Consider the following 17995-nt stretch of genomic DNA (forward strand, 5'->3'; position numbering starts at 1 on the left):
AGCAGCGAGCGCTGGCGAGCGTCCTCGAGACCCCGGAGACCCGACGGCGGCGCGCTGGCTGCGGGGGTCTCGACAAGCTCGACCACCGGTGCGGCTCGTCCACCGGAAGGGAGCACTGACATGCGCGTCATGGCCCAGATGGGCATGGTGATGAACCTCGACAAGTGCATCGGGTGCCACACCTGCTCGGTGACGTGCAAGCAGGCGTGGACCAACCGCGCCGGCACGGAGTACGTCTGGTTCAACAACGTGGAGACCCGGCCCGGCCAGGGCTACCCGCGCCGCTACGAGGACCAGGAGCAGTGGAAGGGTGGCTGGGAGGTCAACAAGCGCGGGCGACTCCGGCTCAAGACCGGCGGTCGCCTCAAGCGGCTCCTGTCGATCTTCGCCAGCCCGGTCCAGCCGGAGCTCAAGGACTACTACGAGCCGTGGACCTACGACTACAAGACGCTGGTCGAGGCGCCCCTCGGCGACGACTTCCCGGTCGCGCGGCCCAAGTCACTGATCACCGGCGAGGACACCCAGGTCACCTGGTCGGCGAACTGGGACGACAACCTCGGCGGCGCCTCGGAGATGGGCCACCTCGACCCGATCGTCGAGAAGATCCGCAAGGAGTCCGAGGACAAGATCAAGTTCGAGCTCGAGCAGACGTTCATGTTCTACCTGCCGCGGATCTGCGAGCACTGTCTCAACCCGTCGTGCATGGCGTCGTGTCCGTCCGGCGCGATCTACAAGCGCGAGGAGGACGGCATCGTCCTCGTCGACCAGGACCGCTGCCGCGGCTGGCGCCAGTGCATCACCGGTTGCCCGTACAAGAAGATCTACTTCAACCACAAGTCCGGCAAGGCCGAGAAGTGCACGTTCTGCTATCCGCGCATCGAGGTCGGCATCCCCACCGTCTGCGCCGAGACGTGCGTCGGCCGGCTGCGCTACCTCGGGCTCTTCCTCTACGACGCCGACGCGGTCACCGCGGCCGCGTCGGTGCCGGACGAGAAGGATCTCTACGAGGCGCAGATGGACCTGCTGCTCGACCCCGAGGACCCGGCCGTCATCGCGGCCGCCCGCGAGCAGGGCATCCCGGAGGACTGGCTCGATGCCGCCCGCAGGTCGCCGGTGTACGCGCTCGCGAAGAAGTACCGCGTCGCGCTGCCGCTCCACCCGGAGTACCGCACAATGCCGATGGTCTGGTACGTCCCGCCGCTCTCGCCGATCGTCGACCTGCTCTCGAAGCAGGGCCACGACGCCGAGGACCAGGGCGTGCTGTTCGGCGCGATCGAGGCCTTGCGGATCCCGGCCGAGTACCTCGCCGAGCTCTTCACCGCTGGTGACACCGACGTCATCGACGGGGTGCTCCGCAAGCTCGCCGCGATGCGCGCCTACATGCGCGGCATCAACCTCGGCCGCGACCCCGACGAGTCCATCCCGGAGTCGGTCGGGATGACGCCCGAGTCGATGTACGAGATGTACCGGCTGATGGCGATCGCCAAGTACGACGAGCGCTACGTCATCCCCAAGGCGCACGTCGAGGATGCCCACGAGCTCGAGGAGATCGGGTGCTCGCTCGACTACGAGGACGGCCCGGGCATGTACGACTCCGGCCCGTTCGGCGAGGCCAGCGGGCGCCCGGTGCCGGTCGCGGTGGAGAACTTCCACGCGCTCAAGCAGCGCCAGACCTCCGACGAGCCGGCCGGCGACGAGGAGCTGCGCGGCCGGGTCAACCTGCTCAACTGGGACGGCAACGGCTCCCCGCCGGGGCTCTTCCCGACCAAGCGTGAGGAGCCGACGTCATGAGGGGCCTCGACAGGCTCGACCACCGGGTGACGCGGCAGGCGGCGTCGTACCTGCTGGCCTACCCGGACCAGGCGCTGCTCGGCCGGGTCCCGACGATCCGCGCGGCGCTCGCCGAGCAGCGGGTGACGTCGATGGACGCGTTCCTCGATGACCTCGAGTCGAGGTCGCTGCGCGAGCTCGAGCGTCGGTACGTCGACGTGTTCGACCTGTCGAAGCGGCACGCGCTGTACCTGTCGTACTGGACCGACGGCGACACCCGGCGCCGCGGCGAGGTGCTCGCCGGCTTCAAGGCGGCCTATCGCGCCTGCGGCTTCGTCGTCGACACGTCGGGCGAGCTGCCCGACTACCTGCCGATGGTGCTCGAGTTCGCCGCGGTCGCCGACCCGGTGGCGGGGGAGACGCTGCTGCGCGAGTACCGCCCGAGCCTGGAGCTGCTGCGGATCGGGCTCGAGGAGGACCGGACGCCGTACGCCGACGTGGTGGCCGCGGTGTGCGCGACCCTGCCGGGCCCGTCGCCGAAGGACCGGGCCGCGGTGCAGGCGATGGTGGACAGCGCGCCACCGACGGAGACCGTCGGGCTCGAGCTCGTCCAGCTGGGACCGATCGGGGGCTACCGGTGAACGTGCTGCTCTGGGGCGTGCTGCCCTACCTGGTGCTCGCCACGCTGGTGCTCGGCACCATCTGGCGCTACCGCTACGACAAGTTCGGCTGGACCACGCGGTCCTCGCAGCTCTACGAGTCGCGGATGCTGCGGATCGGCTCGCCGCTGTTCCACTTCGGGATCCTGATGGTGTTCATCGGGCACGTCGGCGGACTGGTGATCCCGGAGGACTGGACCGAGAAGGTCGGCATCTCCGAGAGCCTCTACCACTTCAACGCACTGCTGTTCGGCGGCATCGCGGGCGTGTGCACCCTCGCCGGGATCCTGATCCTGATCGTGCGACGCAGGAAGACCGGCCCGGTCTTCATGGCGACCACCACCAACGACAAGGTGATGTACGTGTTGCTGGTCGGCGCGATCACCCTCGGCCTGTGGACCACGCTGGTCTCGGTCGGCGCCGGCCACGATGCCCACAACTACCGCGAGACCGTCTCGCCCTGGTTCCGCTCGCTGTTCACGCTGCAGCCCGATGTCGACGCGATGGCCGCAGCGCCCATCCAGTTCCACGTGCACGTGCTCGTCGCCATGCTGCTGTTCGCGGCGTGGCCGTTCACCCGACTCGTGCACGCCTTCACCGCGCCGGTGCACTACCTGTTCCGGCCGTACATCGTCTACCGGAGCCGGGACGCCCGGACCCCGGCCCCGACCGGCCGCCCGCGCGCGGGCTGGAGCCCGGTCGGCACGCCCGATCGAGACAGGAGTCCCCGATGAGCGGCACCGCCGTCACCGCCGATCTGAAGTCCGGCCAGTCCAAGAACCTCGCGCTCGCGACGCTCGCCTTCGCGATCAGCTTCTGGGCCTGGAACATGATCGCGCCGCTCGGCGTCCGCTACACCGAGGAGCTCGGGCTGACCTCGGGCGAGAAGTCGCTGCTGGTCGCGACCCCGGTGCTGGTCGGCTCGCTCGGCCGGATCCTCGCCGGCGCGCTGACCGACCGGTTCGGCGGCCGGCGGATGTTCACGGTCCTCCTGCTCGCGACCGCGCCGTTCGTGCTGCTGGTGGCGTACGCCGGAGAGCAGGGGTCCTACGGGCTGCTGCTGCTCTTCGGCTTCTTCCTCGGCATCGGTGGTACGACGTTCGCGGTCGGCATCCCGTTCGTGAACGCGTGGTTCACCGCCGACCGGCGCGGCTTCGCCACCGGCGTCTTCGGCGCCGGCATGGGCGGTACGGCGCTGTCGTCGTTCTTCACGCCGCGCTTCGTGAACTGGTTCGGCTACGGCATGACGCACGTGATCATCGCCGCTGCGCTGGTCGTCGTCGCGTTCATCGTCTGGTCCCTGATGAAGGACTCGCCGGCCTGGTCGCCCAACACCGACCCGGTCGTCCCGAAGCTGTCCGCGGCGCTGAAGCTGCCGATCACCTGGCAGATGTCGTTCCTGTACGCCGTGGCGTTCGGTGGGTTCGTCGCGTTCTCGACCTACCTCCCGACGTACCTCAAGGACGTCTACGACTTCGACCTCACCCAGGCCGGCACCCGCACGGCGGGCTTCGCGATCGCCGCGGTGATCTGCCGACCGATCGGCGGGGTGCTCTCCGACAAGGTCGGCCCGCGTCTGGTCGCCGCTGTCGCGTTCGCCGGTGCCGCCGTGATGGCGGTCGTCGTCGCGCTGCAGCCCGCGGCCGAGGTCCCGGCCGGCGTCTCGTTCGTCGTGATGGCCGCCTTCCTCGGCCTCGGCACCGGTGGCGTGTTCGCCTGGGTCGCCGCGGCCGCTCCCAAGGAGCGGGTCGGCAGCGTCAGCGGCATCGTCGGTGCGGCCGGCGGCCTCGGCGGCTTCTTCCCGCCGCTGGTGATGGGCGCGACGTACAACGAGGAGGACCACAGCTACACGATCGGTCTGATGCTGCTGTGCATCACCGCGGTCGGGGCGCTGCTCTTCACGCTGTTCGGCATCAAGAAGAAGCCGGCGAACGTCTCTGCACGACAGGACGTTGGTCCCTAGATGCCCCGGGCCGGTTCTGGCGTGATGGAGGTATGACCACTACCCGACCGACCGACATCACCGACCTCTACCTCGCGCCCGTCGCGCTGCGGATCGACCGCCAGCTCGCCGAGCTGGACCACCTGACGGAGGAGGGCATCCACGTCTGGATCGCCCTCACGACCGACCACGAGGCGACGACGCTCGACGAGCGGCGGATCCTGGCCCTGCGTGCCCTCGCGCACGAGGTCGACACGCACCACTGGGACCTGCAGCACGACCCGCGCGGCGTCCGGCTGAGCCACGGTGACAACTCGCTCGTCCTGGGGATCCCGGAGTCGTTGCGCTCGTACCTGAGCGGTTCCGGCATGTGACGTGCGACCCATCTAGCCCGGTCACGCGATCCGACGACAGCGTGGTTCACGCGCCCCTACTGTTCGAGCGTGAGCCCCCTCCCCACGCGCATCACGAGTCTCGTGGCCGCGACGTCCGTCCTGCTCCTCCTCGCCGCCTGCAGCGGGGGAGGGAGTGACGACGACAAGTCCGACAGCTCGAGCAACCCCGGCCACACCGGCCGTGAGGGCGACGGGTGGACGGTGCTCCACTACTCGATGGGCGACACGAACCTCGAGCCGTTCATGGTCACCGACGTCAACGAGCTCGGCGAGATCGGCTCCAACGAGAACCTTCACATCCGTGAGTTCATGGACCGCTCCGCCGAGTACGGCGAGGACCCGCTGCTCGACCAGGGCGACTGGGTCGGCGGCCGGATCCTCGACCTCGGCGAGCCGGGCACGAGCGAGGTCGTCGAGGACATGGGCGACGTCGACTCCGCGGACCCCGCGGTGCTGGCGCAGTTCATCGCCGACGGCATCGAGGCCAACCGCGCCGGGCACTACGCGCTGATCATCTCCGACCACGGTGCCTCGTGGCCGGGCATCGGCCCGGACGAGGGCACCGCTCCCGAGTACAACGTGCTCGACCTCAACGAGATCGTCGATGCCGTTTCCACCGGCCTCGAGGAGGCCGGCGTCGACCAGCTCGACCTGCTCGGCTTCGACGCCTGCCTGATGGCCAACTACGAGGTGGCCAGCGCGGTGGCGCCGCTCGCCGACCGGCTGGTGGCCTCGCAGGAGCTCGAGCCCGGCCACGGCTGGGACTACCGGTCGCTCCAGGTCCTCGCCGAGGACCCCGACGCGACCGCCGACGAGCTGGGCGAGGCGCTGATCGACGGGTTCGAGGGCCAGGCCGTGGAGTCCGGCACCCAGGACACCATCACGCTGTCGATGGTCGACCTCACCAAGATGGGCGCGCTCGACGACGCCATGTCCGAGTTCGCCGACACGATGACCTCCGAGTCGGCCGAGGTCGCAGCGGCCGTCGGCCAGTCCGAGGCCACCACGCTGGGCTTCGGCAAGAACCCCGACGAGACCCAGGACAAGCACCTGCGCGACCTCGGCCTGTTCGCCGCGGCGATCGGTGAGAACGCCCCCGAGGTCGCCGACCTCTCGGACGCCGTCGTCTCCGCGCTCGACGACGCCGTGCTCGACTCCGTCGACGGCACCGCCACCGCCGGCGCGACCGGCCTGACGATCTACATCCCGCCGGTGGCCGAGCTGTCGGACGCGGCCTACCTCGACGTCTCGAGCACCGAGGACTGGGGCGACTTCCTGGCCGCCTACTACGGCGCCGGCGAGGCGATCCCGGCCGACGAGCAGGCGCAGTTCACCGACGTGAGCGACGGCCCGGACGTCGCCTTCGACGCGGACGGCGTGACGCTGACCGGTGTCTTCGACCCCGCAGGCCTCGACAACATCACCGAGGCGACGATCAGCTACGCGTTCGTCAACGACGACGGCTCGATCACGTACTTCGGTGAGGAGATCGCCGACTTCGAGGTCGCCGACGACGGCACGCCGACGGCGTACGGCACCTACGACCTCACGGCGATGGAGATCACCGACGGCGAGGACTCGGCCACGGCGTACGTCACCCTCGACCTGAGCGACGACCTCGAGACCGCGTTCTTCGACGTCCCGCTGACCTACTACGCCTCGACCGATCCCGAGACCCCGCAGGACGCGCTGCTCTCGCTGGTGCTCAACATCGAGGCCGGCGAGTTCGAGAGCGAGACGATCTACATCTACGACGAGGAGTCCGGCGGCTACGGCGAGCTCGCGCCCGACCCCGAGGGCATCATCGTCCCCGACGTCCTGACGATCACCGCGGACGGCGAGCAGGTCTGGGAGCCGACCACGGACGTCGGGCTGTACGCCGACATCCCGAGCCTCAACTACGACTTCGTGCCGCTCGACTCCGGGACGCCGCTCCAGGTCGACCTCTCGATCTACGACTTCGGCGGCAACCTCAGCACGGTGAGCTCGTACGTCGAGGTCCCGTGATGGCAGGCCGGATGCTGCTCGGCGTGGTGGTCCGCGCCGCCGCCCTCGTGCTGGTGATCGCGGGCTGGGCCGCGGTGCTGAACAACAGCGACACGACCGACGCGCTGAGCGCCGGCCTGCTCGCGTTCTTCCTGCTCGTGGGGTTCGCGTTCGTGTGGTCGCTGGTCGACGGCATCCGGCAGGGCTTCGTGGTCGCGACGGTGCTGTGGCTCCTGACCTCCGCGGTCGCGGGCATCGGGATCCCGACCGCGATCGCGATCGTGAACGACTCGGCGATCACCGACGAGCTCGGCGAGAGCGGCCTCTTCTTCGGGCTGCTGCTGTTCCTGCCGGCGCTGGCCGGGGTGGCCGTCGGCGGCCTGGTGCACCGGATCCGCGGCCGCGACGAGGTCGTCGCCGCCGGCTGATGCGGCATGCTGGGCGCATGGTGGTCCTCGTGCCCAGGCAGGTCCGGATGACCGGGATGACCGGCAACGTGCCGTACTACGGCGGCCGGTTCACTCCCGCACAGGCGTACGCCGCCGCGCACCCGGCGCCGCCTCCTCCACCGCCTGCGCCGGAGCCTGCTCCCGAGCGCCAGCAGTCGCTGAGCGCGCTCAAGTACCTGCTCGCCGACGGCGTGATCACGCCGGCCGAGTACGACGAGCTGCGCGCCAGGCTGGACCCGTGACGGCGCCGGTGCAGGTGCTGGTCGTCGGCTTCGACGAGCCGACGTTCTCCGGCGAGGTGCTCGCGGAGCTCGAGCGGCTGCGTGAGCAGGGCGTGGTCCGGTTGCTCGACGTGCTGCTCGTGCAGCGCGCCGACGACGGCACCTTCGACACCCTGGAGCCGCCGCCGGGCACCGACCCCGAGCTGGGCCGCTTCGCCGCGGAGCTGCTCGGCGGTGGTGGCGGCGACCCCGACGACGGGTCGTGGTCGCTCGCCGACTCCGTCCCGCCCGGCACCCTGGCGGCGGTCGCGCTCATCGAGCACCTGTGGGCGGACCCGCTGGTCGGTGCGATCCGGCGGGCCGGTGGCCGACCGCTCGACGAGCGCTGGCTGCCACCTGAGCTGCTGGAAGCCTGAAATGCGAGAACGCCCCCGGCTCGTGGCCGGGGGCGTTCTCGTGTCTCACTGCGCGATCAGGACCACGCGGCGGTTCTTCGCCGGGTCGTTGCCGATCTGCTGCGACTCGCCGAACCACTCGGCCACGACGTCGATCCCGTTGCCGCGGAGGTACGCCGCGACGCCCTGCGCGCGCTCCTTCGACAGGGCCAGGTTGGCCTCGTCGGAGCCGAGCGGATCGGTGTAGCCGCGCACCACGACCCGGGTGTACCCCTTGGCCTTGAGGCGCTTCACCAGGCTGACCATCCGGTCGTACTGCTTGCCGGTGAGCGCACCGATCGCGGAGTCGAAGTAGAAGGTGCCGGCGACGGCGTTCGTCACCAGGGCCTTCTCGGCCTTCGAGCTGGTGCCGTCGAGGCCGAGGACCTTCACCGACACGCGGGTACCGGCACCGGTCGCCGGCAACTTCACCGACGTGGCCTTCGTGGTGACCGTCTTGTCGCCGGCCCTGACCTCGTAGCGGGCACCGGCGGTGGGTGCCGCGTTCCAGGACACGACCATCTGCGAGCCGTTGGTCTCGGCCTTCGCAGCCAGGCCGTTCACCGAGCGGGGGGAGACGCGGACCGCGACGGCGGCCTGGTCCTTGCCGCCCTTGCCGTCGTTCACCGTGACCGGGACGGAGTAGTCACCGGACGCGGCCTTGGTGGCGGTGATGGTCACCGTCGCCTGACCGTCGGCGACCTGGGCGATGGTCACGTCGAGGCCGGGGACCGACTTCGCCGAGACCTTCAGGTCGTCGAGGTCCGGGTCGGACACCGAGATCTCCACCTTCGTGCGGGCACCAGCGAGCAGCTGGGCGCTTCCGCCTGCGATGGCCGGGTTCTTGTTGACCTTGACGGCGGTGACCGCGAAGGAGCGGGTCACGTCGTCGGCCGCGGCGTACGTGTCGTTGCCGGGCTGGGTGGCGGTCACCGAGCAGGTGCCGGCGCCGTCGGCGACGACGGACGTGCCGTCGACGTGGCAGACACCGGCCGGACCGGCGCCGAAGGCCACCGCCAGGGACGACGTGGCGCTCGCGGCGAGGCCCTGCTGGGCGCCGGCCTCGAGGTCGGCGAGGCCGTCGAACGCGATCGACTGCGTCCGCTTCGTGACCGTGAACGAGCCGGTCACGGCCGCGGCGGCCTCGTACTCGTCGTTGCCCGCCTGGGTGGCGGTCACCGAGCAGGTGCCCGCGCCGTCGGCGACGACGGTGCTGCCGTCGATGTGGCAGACACCGGCCGGGCCGGCCGCGAGCGTCACCGGCAGCTGCGAGGACGCGCTCGCGTCGAGGGCGTTGACCGTGCCGATCGGGCCGCCGGCCAGCGCACCGAGGGTGATGGACTGCTTCTTCTTGGTGACCGGCTGCGGCTCGGGCTGCGGGTCAGGGTTGTTGACCGGGACGGTGCTGACCTGGAACGTCCGGGTCACGTCCTCGGCGGCCTGGTACGTCTTGTTGCCCTCCTGGGTGGCGGTCACCGAGCAGGTGCCCGGACCGTCGGCGATGACGAAGCCATCGGTGAGGTGGCAGACACCCTCCGGGCCGGCCGAGGCGCCGACGAGCAGCTCCGACGACGCGGTCGGGGCGACCGGCTGGCTGGCGCCGACCAGGAGCCCGCCGAGCGGGGCGAACGTGATCGTCTGGGTGCGCTTGCCGATCTCGAACGTCTTCGACACCGGGGTGGCCGCGTCGAAGAACGAGCCGCCCGCCTCGGTGGCGGTCACGGTGCAGGTGCCCGGCGCGATGGCGACGACGTAGTCGCCGTCGCCGAGCGCACAGACGCTCTCGGGGCCGGCCTCGAGGGCGGGGACGACGTCCGCGGTGGAGCTCGCGTCGATGTCCTGGTCCTGGCCGACGAACAGATCGGCCAGCGGCTCGATCGTCAGGGTCTGCGGGTGCTTCTTGACCGTGAAGGTCTTGTCGACCGGGGTCGCGTCCAGGATCCCGTCGCCACCCTTCGCGGCCGCGGTGACCGTGCACTCGCCGGCGGCGTCGCCGACGACGATCACGTCGTCACCGAAGCCGTCGATGTGGCACACGTCCTCCGGCGCGGCAGCGTAGGAGACCGTGGTGCCCTTGTCGGACGTCGCCTTCAGGACCTGGTTGCGCTCGATCAGCAGGTCGTCCAGGTCGGGGAAGGTGATGGTCTGCGGGTCGCCGGGAACCTCCAGCTCGACCTTGAGGACCCGCTTCGTGCCGAGGTCGCTGACGTACACGTCGGTGCCGTCGGCGTAGATGCCGGAGATCGACTTGAACGTCTCGGTCGGCAGGTCGATCAGGTCGAGCCCGCGTGCCTGCGTGTAGCGCCAGAGCAGCGACCCGTTGACCTCGAAGTTGGTGGCGCCGAAGTAGATCGCGCCGTCGCCACCGAGCGCGATGCCGTTGATGGGGCCGTCGAAGGTGGACACGACGACCGACGACGTCTCGGTGTCGGCGTCGAAGCGCTTCAGGTCGTAGCCGTCGGAGTAGTAGATGTTGCCGTTGTTGTCGACATCGACGCGGGTGGGCCTGCTGATGCCGGTCACGACCGTGGTCCGGGCGTACGGCGGCGTGAGCTGGAACCGGTCGATCTTGATGTCGAAGGGATCGGCGCCCCAGGCGACGTAGACGTGGTCGCTGTCGTCGACGGCGAGTCCGGAGACGCCCGGGAGGGTCGCGACCTGGGTGGTGCTCTCGCCGGCGAGGTCCTGAAGGTAGACGGCGCCTCCGGTGGCGACGACGTGGCGGCCGGCGGTGGCCCGGTCGACCGCGACCAGGTTCTCCACGGTCGAGAAGACCGTCGAGGACGAGCTCAGGGAGTCGACCCGGAGCACCTCGCTCGTGAACAGGTCGGCGACGTAGGACGGAGACGCGGCCTCGACGTCCACCGGGTAGAACTCCTCCTCCAGGGTGGTGCCGGAGTCGGCGACGGTGTGCACGTCGTAGGGGTCGATCGTCCCGACGTCGGCGGTGGCCGGCGAGGCGGAGACCAGGGTTGCGGTTCCGACCACGACGGCCGCGGATGCCAGCGTCGCGACGACGCGGCGGACCCGGCTGCGCGGGCCTGTCAGGGATTGCCTGTTCAAGATTCTTCTCCAGAGGTCGGCGCCTCGACGGCACCGGATGGGAATGGGGGTCGTCCTGGCCCTTCGGTAAAGACACGCCGTCGGCTGAGCGTTTTCCTGGGGACCATCCCGGAACCACCCTTTTGGGGGGTTCGGATCAGTTCCGCTGGGCACACTGCGCCCATGTCGCTCGGGAACCGGCTGCTCCTTCCCGTGACCGTCGTGGTCTCGGTCCTCGCTCTGCTCGTGGGCGGCACCGCCGCCGCGCAGGCCGCGCGCGCCACGCCGACCACGGTCAGCATCGGCGGCCCGGCGGACTTCGCCGGCGAGGAGACCACGCTCCGGGTCGGGCTCGCCGACCCCGGGGGCGCTCCGGTGGCGGGCGCCGACGTGACCGTCGAGCGGCGTACCGGCGAGGGGTGGGGGCCCGTCGCGGTCGTGACCACCGACGAGCGCGGCTCGGCGACGCTGCCGGTGGTCCTGGAGCGCAACCGCGACCGCAACGTCTTCCGCGCGACGTACGCCGGCGACGAGACCCACGACCCCGGCGCCGCGCAGCAGCGGATCGCTCTCAAGCGTCGCGCCAGCGCGGTGCGGCTGGGCGGTCCCCGCGAGGTCAAGGACGGCCGGGCGGTGGCGATCAACGTCCTCTGGACGACCCCCGGCGGAGAGCCCGTCGCCGGCCGGGTCAAGGTGTACCGCTCGGTCGCGGGCGGCCACTGGCGGCTGGACCGGGTCGTCACCACCGGGTCCGACGGCCGCGCCACGTTCCAGACCACCCCGCGCGCGGACTCGCGCTGGTTCGCCCGCGCGCTGCGGCAGTCCTGGGTCGTCGGTGACAAGAGTGCGGTCCACCGCATCGACAACCTCCCGCCCGGCGTGCCGGTCCGGATGCCCAAGGGTGCGCCGTACCCGCGGATCAAGCTGCCCCCGCAGGCGCGCGGCACCGACGGGGGAGCGAACGTCCGGGTCACCCGGATCCCCGACTACGTCTGGCGCGACATGACCGGCGTCTCCTGGCACCGGGGCTGCCCGGTCGGCCGGTCGGGGCTGCGGCTGGTGCGGGTCAACTACTGGGACTACCACGGCTACGTCCGCCGCGGCGAGGTCGTCGCGGCCTCCTCGGCGGCGGGGGCGATGGGCGACGCGCTGGCGGAGATGTTCGACGAGAAGCTGCCGATCCGGGCGATGTACCGCGTCGACCGGTTCGGGTACGGCCACCGCTCGCGCGGCGGCGACGACTACGCGTCCATGTCGGCCGGCAACACGTCGGCGTTCAACTGCCGCGACGTCACCGGCCGCCCCGGTGTCCGCTCGCCGCACAGCTACGGCCGGTCGCTCGACATCAACACCTGGGAGAACCCGTACCGCTCCGCGCAGGGGATCGTCCCGAACACCTGGTGGCAGAGCCGCTCGCACCCGCGTATCGCGTGGCGCTCCCGGTCCCACCCGGTGGTCGCGCTGATGGCGCGGCACGGGTTCCGCTGGACCTACGGCACCGGCGACACCCAGCACTTCGACTACGTCGGCAGCTACGGCCGGGCCGCGGTCGCGCCGCGGGCGTGTGACAAGTACTGCGACTAGCGGATCAGTCGCCCGTGGCGGTCTGAGCGCGGCTTTGCGTGGTTTCGGTCTGTGTCGCAGCTTCACCATGTGATGCAGGCGAACCTGCACTTCACATGGCGTGCAGGCCATGAGAAGTGCAGGCTCACCCACTGAACATGGTGAACCGGCAGCGGCCCCACCAAGACGGCTAGCCTCCACACCATGGCCGACTGCGTCTTCTGCCAGATCGTGGCCGGCGAGGTGCCGGCCGACGTGGTGCTCGACGAGCCCGACCTGGTCGCGTTCCTCGACCGGCGCCCGGTGTTCAAGGGGCACGTGCTGCTGGTGCCGCGCGAGCACGTGGTCACGCTGCCGGACCTCCCGGCCGGGCTGCGCGACGGCTTCCTCGGCGCCGCCCAGCGGCTCGCGACCGCCGTGGTCGAGGGGCTCGGCGCCCAGGGGAGCTTCGTCGCGATGAACAACGTGGTCAGCCAGTCGGTCGCCCACCTGCACCTGCACGTGGTGCCGCGCACCAAGGGTGACGGGCTGCGCGGGTTCTTCTGGCCGCGGACGACGTACACCGACGGGGAGGCCGTGACGTACGCCTCCCGACTGCGGGCCGTGCTCTGATCCGTCCTATGGTGTCTTCTCGACAGCCAAGACCGATCGCTAGGAGTCAGCACCATGGGTCGTTTTGACGGACGGGTCGTCGTCGTCACCGGAGCCGCGCGCGGCATCGGGTTCGGCACCGCCACGCGGTTCGCCGAGGAGGGCGCCTCGGTCGCGATCCTCGACCTGGACGAGTCGGCCGCCGCGGAGGCCGCGGCGAAGCTCCCCCTCGTCGACGGTGCCAAGGCGATCGGCATCGGCTGCGACGTGGCGAACACGGAGTCCGGCGAGGCCGCGGTCGAGCGGGTCGTCAGCGAGCTCGGCGGCATCCACGTGCTGGTCAACAACGCCGGCATCACCCGCGACAACCTGCTGTTCAAGATGACCGACGACGACTGGGACATGGTCCTGGGCGTGCACCTGCGCGGAGCGTTCGTGATGACCCGCGCCGCCCAGAAGCACTTCGTCGCCCAGAAGTACGGCAAGATCCTCAACCTCTCGAGCGTCTCCGCGCTCGGCAACCGCGGCCAGCTCAACTACTCCGCCGCGAAGATGGGCGTGCAGGGCTTCACCCGCACCCTCGGCATCGAGCTCGGCCCGTTCGGCGTCAACGCCAACGCGATCGCGCCCGGCTTCATCGCCACCGAGATGACCGACGCCACCGCGGCCCGGCTCAAGATCGACGTCGACGACTTCCGCAAGATGAACGCGGAGGCCAACCCGGTCCGCCGCGTCGGCTACCCGGAGGACATCGCGGCCGCTGCGGCGTTCCTCTGCAGCGACGAGGCGTCGTACATCACCGGCCAGACGCTGTACGTCGACGGCGGCGCCAAGCTCGGCTAGCGCGACCGGCGCGTCGAGACCGGGTCGCCCGGGCTGGCGAACCCCCGATTCTCTGGCGCGCCTCCCCGCATGCGACGATCGCCGCTGCACACTGGAAGTCGACCAAAACACACTAGTTTCACGAAACGGAGCGATCCTGTGCGCCGTGCCCGGCTGATCACCACCGTCCTGCTGTCCTCCGGCCTGCTGCTCGCGGGCTGCGGGGGAGGGAGCGACTCCGAGGAGGACGCCGCCCCGGCCGCCCAGCAGGTGGCCGGCGCCGAGGAGGTCGCCTCGACGTGGCCGATGACCGGCCTCCCGGTCGAGGGCGACGACGACGCGGCGCAGCCGCACCCGGTGCTGGTCACCAAGATGGACAACACCTACTCCAGCTCCCCGCAGATCGGGCTCGGCTCGGCCGACCTGGTCGTCGAGGAGCTGGTCGAGGGCGGCCTGACCCGCCTCGCTGCGTTCTACTACTCCGAGCTCCCGGACAACGTGGGCCCGGTGCGGTCCATGCGCGCCAGCGACATCGGGATCGTCTCCCCGGTCGACGCCACCGTCGTGACCAGCGGCGCGGCCGGCAAGACCATCGCGCGGATCAACGACGCCGGCATCCCGTTCTACCAGGAGGGCGACACCGGCTTCTCCCGCGACAGCTCGCGCAGCGCGCCGTACAACCTGTTCGCGAACCTCCAGACGGTCGCCGAGGACGCCGCGATCGACGCCACCCGCCCGCAGGACTACCTGCCGTGGGGGACCGAGGAGGACTTCCCGAGCGGCCAGCCCGCGAAGAAGATCGCGGCGTCGTTCGGTGGCAGCCACACGACGAACTGGACGTTCGACGGCAAGGGCTACGTCAACGAGAACACGTACGCCGAGCAGGGCGACGAGTTCCCGGCCGACACCGTGCTGGTGCTGCGCGTCCAGGTCGGCGACGCGGGCTACCTCGACCCGGCCGGCAACCCGGTCCCGGAGACCAAGCTCGAGGGCAAGGGCGAGGCGCTGATCTTCCACGACGGCCGCCTCGTGCGCGGCACGTGGAGCAAGGCCGCCCTGGACTCGCCGATCTCCCTGTCCACCAAGGCCGGCAAGCTGACCGTCCCGGCCGGCCGCACCTGGATCGAGCTGGTCCCCGCCGCCAACGGCGACGTGACCTTCACGAAGTAGCTCAGGCAGTCGGTAGGCCCGGAGCGCCGGGTTCCAGGTCCACGCCGCTCTCGGCCAAGGCCCGGAAGCCGGCGAGGATGAAGCCGATCGCGGTCTCGACGTTGGCGGCCGCGGCGAGCGGGTCCTCCGCGCCGGAGACCGACTCGCCGGCCGACGACATCGCCCCGAAGAAGATCCGGGCGAAGGTCTGGGTGAGGTCCTCGTCGAGGTCCCACTGGCCGGCGGCGAGCACCGAGCGCACGATCTCGAGGACGTTCGCGAACGTCGAACGCTCCTCCTGCTCGCGGAAGCGCTCGTAGCCGAGGACCGACGGCCCTTCCTGGATCACGATCCGGCGGTAGCGCGGCTCCTGCACCACCGAGAGGAACGCGCGCAGCCCGGCGGTCGCCTTCTCCCACGGGTCCTTGTGGCCCTTGAGCGCCTTCTGGATCGCGCGTGCGGCGTCGGACTCGACCCGCTCGAAGACCGCCTCGAACAGCGCCTGCTTGCCGCTGAAGTGGTGGTAGAGCGCGCCCTTGGTGACCTCGGCGCCGGCCACGATCGCGTCGAGCGAGGTGGCGGCGTAGCCGTTCTCGGTGAACAGCTCCTCGGCCACGTCGACCAGTCCGCGCTTGGTCGTCGCGGAGTACTGCTGGCGGCGGGTCGCGCCCGGGACGCCCGGGACGCGCGGCACCAGCTTGGAGACCGACGACTTGCTCATAGTCCCCAGACCCTAATACCGACCGTCGGTATGGGGTGACCTGGATCTCAGCCGTGTCGGTTGCATACCGTTGGTATGTGGGCATACCGTGAGTACGTACTCGCGGTATGCATCCCTCCATCCCCAGGAGCACACCATGACTCTCAGCACCTCCCGCGGAGCGATCCTCCGCGACGTGATCACCGCCGCCAACGCCCGCCGCGACGGCGCCCTCCCGTTCGACGTCCCCGGTGCGACCGAGGCGTTCGACGGCGAGCTGGCCCTGCTCGGCGCCCTCCAGCTCCGGTGGCACACCCGGCTCGCCGGGCGCATCGAGCGCGAGCTCATGCAGCAGCCGATGGACCTCGAGGACGCCGTGGTCGCCGCGTGGCGGGCCACCGCCGACGAGCTGCCCGGCGTGCTCGCGATCGTCGACCGGCATCGCGCCGCGCCGACCGGTCCCGAGATGGCCGACGCGATGGCGCGCTCGGCGGTCAAGGAGCACGCGCTGCTGGCCATGATGGCCGGGCGCGCCAGCTCCTCGGACGACGCCGACCAGGTCGGCGCCTCGATCGAGCGCCGCGCCCGCCGGCGTACGGCGGTCCTCGCGGCCTGAGCGCCGCACCCACACCCGGCAGCCCCGGCCCGACGCCCCCCTCCCACGCGGCCTCCCACCGCATCCCCTCGGCGTCGGGACCCGGGGCTGCTGTGCGCCTGCGCCGGTGACCGGTCTGGGTGATGATGGGGGCATGACCGAGGTGCGCGCCGGGATGCTCCTGGTGGCGACGCCTGTCCTGCTCGACCCGAACTTCGTCGAGACCGTCGTGCTGCTGCTCGACGTCGACGACCAGGGCGCGCTGGGTGTCGTGCTCAACCGGCCCTCGGCGATCCCGGTCGACGCGGTCCTGGACGGGTGGGGCGACGTCGTCGTGGAGCCCGAGGTGCTGTTCCAGGGCGGGCCGGTCAGCACCCAGGGCGCGCTGGCGGTCGCGACCCTGCGCGCGGAGGACGACGTTCCGGTCGGGTTCCGCTCGGTCGAGGGCCGACTCGGCCTGCTCGACCTGGACACCCCGGTCGAGCTGCTCGAGGGCAGCCTCGAGGGCCTGCGGATCTTCGCCGGGTACGCCGGCTGGGGCGCCGAGCAGCTCGCCGGCGAGATCGAGGAGGGCAGCTGGTACGTCGTGCCCGCGCTCGAGCCCGACGTGTTCCGCCTCGACCCCGCGAGCCTCTGGCGCGACGTGCTGCGCCGCCAGCCCGGTGAGCTCGCCTGGCACTCGACCCGGCCGATGGACCCCGAGCTCAACTGAGGTGCCGTGGCCCGAGCTTGCGGGGTCTGCGAACCGGCACCCAGGTCGAGCAGCTCCGCGGCCGAGGCACGAGGCCGCGACGAGCGCATCGAGACCTAGGCGCGCACCAGGTGCTCGCGGGTCAGGAAGTCGCGGCGCAGCTCGGGCGGGAGTCCCTCGAACGGCGAGGTCTGCGAGGCGTGGACGGCGATCGCGCGCTCGCGCGCGTCGAGGTGGGCGGAGGTGTCGATGACGAGGGCGACATGCTCGTCCGGCGTACCGAGGTCGGCGTTCCTCAGGTAGACCTCGAGCTCCGGCCGGACCCCGGCCATGTGCTCCGCCCAGCGCGTCATCAGCGAGCGCGGCAGCGCCTGGAGGTACGCCGCCACCCCGCGCTCGGCGGCGACCGTGACCGATGCGTCCCGCACGCGGGTGTGGTCGCGGTGCCCGTCGCTGGCGTCGAGGCTGACCACGACGTCCGGGTCGACGTCGGCGGCGACCGCCCGCACCGCCTCGGTGACGGCCTCGGCGTCGACGCCGCACAGGGATCCGGCGGGGGCGTCGCCCTCCATGCCGGAGTCGGTGAAGTCCAGCAGGGCCAGGCGCGCGACGCCCATCACGCCCGCGGCCTCCCACAGCTCCCGCTCGCGCACCTCGCCGAGGGTCCGCCCGGCGAGATCGGTGCCGGGCGCGGGCTCGCCGGCCTCGCCGCGGGTCCCGCAGACGACCGTCGTCTCCCAGCCCTCGCTCGCGGCGTGCAGGAGCAGCGAGCCGCACCCATACGTCTCGTCGTCGGGGTGCGCGACGACGACCAGCAGTCGCGGCGGGTCGTGGCGCGGGGTCACATCGGCGAACACGTGAGCTCCTCGTTGCGGGCGGCGACGACGATTCTGCGGCGTGCGCGCAGCACGGTCTCGACGCCGCGCCCGGCGGCTTCGAGCTCCTGGCCGGTGGGGAGGTCCGGGATCGGGGTGTGGGACATGGCG

At 71.1% G+C, this 17995-nt stretch carries 19 protein-coding genes; 15 read left to right on the forward strand and 4 right to left on the reverse strand.

The features are described from left to right. The first annotated feature begins 120 nt into the window (after positions 1-120). From narH to MJ604_RS15440, 9 genes are all read left to right on the forward strand, one after another. The gene (narH, locus tag MJ604_RS15400; protein WP_243059376.1) at positions 121-1791 is read left to right on the forward strand and encodes a nitrate reductase subunit beta; all 1671 of its coding nucleotides are present in this window, start codon (positions 121-123) and stop codon (positions 1789-1791) included. After that, complete coding sequence (gene narJ, locus MJ604_RS15405) at positions 1788-2411, forward strand: nitrate reductase molybdenum cofactor assembly chaperone (RefSeq protein WP_243059377.1); 624 nt, start codon at positions 1788-1790, stop codon at positions 2409-2411. Before narH ends, narJ begins: the two co-directional genes overlap by 4 nt. Continuing rightward, positions 2408-3163 carry a respiratory nitrate reductase subunit gamma gene (gene narI, locus MJ604_RS15410; protein WP_243059378.1) on the forward strand — a complete coding sequence of 252 codons (756 nt, stop codon included), beginning with the start codon at positions 2408-2410 and terminating at the stop codon, positions 3161-3163. The genes narJ and narI overlap by 4 nt, the downstream gene beginning before the upstream one ends. Then, a complete protein-coding gene (locus MJ604_RS15415; RefSeq protein ID WP_243059379.1) occupies positions 3160-4392 on the forward strand; it encodes a nitrate/nitrite transporter in 1233 nt (410 codons plus the stop codon). The genes narI and MJ604_RS15415 overlap by 4 nt, the downstream gene beginning before the upstream one ends. Before the next feature lie 32 nt (positions 4393-4424). Continuing rightward, on the forward strand, positions 4425-4745 hold the full coding sequence (locus tag MJ604_RS15420) for a hypothetical protein (protein WP_243059380.1): 321 nt from the start codon (positions 4425-4427) through the stop codon (positions 4743-4745). 69 nt (positions 4746-4814) lie between these two features. Beyond that, positions 4815-6773, forward strand: coding sequence for a clostripain-related cysteine peptidase (locus tag MJ604_RS15425; protein ID WP_243059381.1), 1959 nt, complete (start codon positions 4815-4817; stop codon positions 6771-6773). Next, positions 6773-7180, forward strand: coding sequence for a hypothetical protein (locus tag MJ604_RS15430; RefSeq protein ID WP_243059382.1), 408 nt, complete (start codon positions 6773-6775; stop codon positions 7178-7180). The genes MJ604_RS15425 and MJ604_RS15430 overlap by 1 nt, the downstream gene beginning before the upstream one ends. Before the next feature lie 17 nt (positions 7181-7197). Beyond that, entirely contained in the window at positions 7198-7443 is a 246-nt protein-coding gene (locus MJ604_RS15435) for an SHOCT domain-containing protein (protein WP_243059383.1), read from the forward strand. Then, entirely contained in the window at positions 7440-7838 is a 399-nt protein-coding gene (locus tag MJ604_RS15440; protein ID WP_243059384.1) for a DUF6325 family protein, read from the forward strand. The genes MJ604_RS15435 and MJ604_RS15440 overlap by 4 nt, the downstream gene beginning before the upstream one ends. Before the next feature lie 45 nt (positions 7839-7883). Here the strand turns inward: MJ604_RS15440 and MJ604_RS15445 are convergent, their stop codons facing one another. After that, entirely contained in the window at positions 7884-10919 is a 3036-nt protein-coding gene (locus tag MJ604_RS15445; RefSeq protein ID WP_243059385.1) for an OmpA family protein, read from the reverse strand. 162 nt (positions 10920-11081) lie between these two features. Here MJ604_RS15445 and MJ604_RS15450 point away from each other — a divergent pair, with 162 nt between their 5' ends. The 4 genes from MJ604_RS15450 (at position 11082) to MJ604_RS15465 (ending at position 15044) form a co-directional block, all read left to right on the forward strand. Then, positions 11082-12482 (forward strand): M15 family metallopeptidase, encoded by a 1401-nt coding sequence (locus tag MJ604_RS15450; protein WP_243059386.1) that lies wholly within the window; start codon positions 11082-11084, stop codon positions 12480-12482. A 183-nt stretch (positions 12483-12665) separates the two neighbouring features. Then, positions 12666-13073 carry an HIT family protein gene (locus MJ604_RS15455; RefSeq protein WP_243059387.1) on the forward strand — a complete coding sequence of 136 codons (408 nt, stop codon included), beginning with the start codon at positions 12666-12668 and terminating at the stop codon, positions 13071-13073. Between the two features lie 54 nt (positions 13074-13127). After that, positions 13128-13895, forward strand: a complete 768-nt coding sequence (locus MJ604_RS15460) for an SDR family NAD(P)-dependent oxidoreductase (protein ID WP_243059388.1) — start codon at positions 13128-13130, stop codon at positions 13893-13895. 138 nt (positions 13896-14033) lie between these two features. Then, positions 14034-15044: a DUF3048 domain-containing protein gene (locus MJ604_RS15465; RefSeq protein ID WP_243059389.1), complete on the forward strand. Its 1011-nt coding sequence runs from the start codon at positions 14034-14036 to the stop codon at positions 15042-15044. A 1-nt stretch (position 15045) separates the two neighbouring features. Here MJ604_RS15465 and MJ604_RS15470 read toward each other — a convergent pair whose 3' ends face one another. Beyond that, complete coding sequence (locus tag MJ604_RS15470; RefSeq protein ID WP_243059390.1) at positions 15046-15744, reverse strand: TetR/AcrR family transcriptional regulator; 699 nt, start codon at positions 15742-15744, stop codon at positions 15046-15048. A 136-nt stretch (positions 15745-15880) separates the two neighbouring features. Here MJ604_RS15470 and MJ604_RS15475 point away from each other — a divergent pair, with 136 nt between their 5' ends. Continuing rightward, on the forward strand, positions 15881-16339 hold the full coding sequence (locus tag MJ604_RS15475; RefSeq protein WP_243059391.1) for a hypothetical protein: 459 nt from the start codon (positions 15881-15883) through the stop codon (positions 16337-16339). 133 nt (positions 16340-16472) lie between these two features. Continuing rightward, positions 16473-17030, forward strand: coding sequence for a YqgE/AlgH family protein (locus MJ604_RS15480; RefSeq protein ID WP_243059392.1), 558 nt, complete (start codon positions 16473-16475; stop codon positions 17028-17030). Positions 17031-17125: 95 nt separating this feature from the next. Here the strand turns inward: MJ604_RS15480 and MJ604_RS15485 are convergent, their stop codons facing one another. Next, positions 17126-17866 carry a PIG-L deacetylase family protein gene (locus tag MJ604_RS15485; RefSeq protein WP_243059393.1) on the reverse strand — a complete coding sequence of 247 codons (741 nt, stop codon included), beginning with the start codon at positions 17864-17866 and terminating at the stop codon, positions 17126-17128. Beyond that, positions 17851-17991, reverse strand: coding sequence for a hypothetical protein (locus MJ604_RS15490; RefSeq protein ID WP_243059394.1), 141 nt, complete (start codon positions 17989-17991; stop codon positions 17851-17853). The genes MJ604_RS15485 and MJ604_RS15490 overlap by 16 nt, the downstream gene beginning before the upstream one ends. Positions 17992-17995 lie beyond the last annotated feature (4 nt).

Origin of the sequence: Nocardioides sp. SR21 (genome assembly GCF_022761125.1) — a bacterium.
GTDB lineage: Bacteria > Actinomycetota > Actinomycetes > Propionibacteriales > Nocardioidaceae > Nocardioides.